Origin of the sequence: Xanthomarina sp. F2636L, assembly GCF_026410195.1 — a bacterium.
Lineage (GTDB): Bacteria > Bacteroidota > Bacteroidia > Flavobacteriales > Flavobacteriaceae > Xanthomarina.
Map to the genome: position 1 here is coordinate 1 of NZ_JAPMLM010000037.1, position 440 is coordinate 440.

Below are 440 nucleotides of genomic sequence, written 5' to 3' on the forward strand. Positions count from 1 at the left end.
AACTACTTTCGTTAGAACAGATATTTGGTGCTGTTCCAGTTTCATTATAAATATAAATAGTTTGTGTGGTTGAAATAACATCTCCAGCGTTTAGCGGTGTTCCGGTTCCGTTAGTTCCAGTAAAATAGGTTCCATCTGTTAATGCTGGAAGAGTATAATCTGTACAAACCGTTTGATTGGCTATCGTATCTACTGGTGGCGTTCCAGAGATTGTAACAGTAAAACTACTTTCGTTAAAACAGATATTTGGTGCTGTTCCAATTTCATTATAAATATAAATGGTTTGCGTGGTTGAAATAACGTCTCCAGTATTGAGTTGGGTTCCCGTTCCATTAGTTCCAGTAAAATAGGTTCCGTTTGTTAAAGCAGGTAAGGTGTAACTAGAACAACCTGAATAATCTGATAGTGAATCTACAGGAGGAGTTCCAACAATAGTTACC

At 37.0% G+C, this 440-nt stretch carries 1 protein-coding gene; it reads right to left on the reverse strand.

The features are described from left to right. The coding region (locus OS191_RS00170) for a hypothetical protein (protein WP_267153687.1) at nt 1-440 on the reverse strand (440 nt) is incomplete at both ends.